This is a genomic window from Phosphitispora fastidiosa (assembly GCF_019008365.1).
In the GTDB taxonomy this organism is placed as follows: domain Bacteria; phylum Bacillota; class Thermincolia; order Thermincolales; family UBA2595; genus Phosphitispora; species Phosphitispora fastidiosa.
In genome coordinates, this window is record NZ_JAHHUL010000098.1 from 1 (window position 1) to 310 (window position 310).

The following is a 310-nucleotide window of genomic DNA, read 5'->3' on the forward strand; positions in this document are numbered from 1 at the left end:
TTAATTGAGTGCCAGCCGCCGCGGTAATACGGAGGGTGCAAGCGTTATTCGGAATTATTGGGCGTAAAGGGCACGCAGGCGGTCTTGCCAGTCAGATGTGAAAGCCCGGGGCTCAACCCTGGAAGTGCATTTGAAACTACAAGACTTGAGTACGGTAGAGGAAAGGGGAATTCCTGGTGTAGAGGTGAAATTCGTAGATATCAGGAGGAACACCGGTGGCGAAGGCGCCTTTCTGGACCGAAACTGACGCTGAGGTGCGAAGGCGTGGGTAGCGAACAGGATTAGAAACCCCTGTAGTCCCGAGAGGTTG

The 310-nt window shown here is 53.9% G+C and carries 1 rRNA gene; it reads left to right on the plus strand.

The features are described from left to right. Positions 1-310, plus strand: a 16S ribosomal RNA gene (locus Ga0451573_RS19110); the annotation flags it as partial.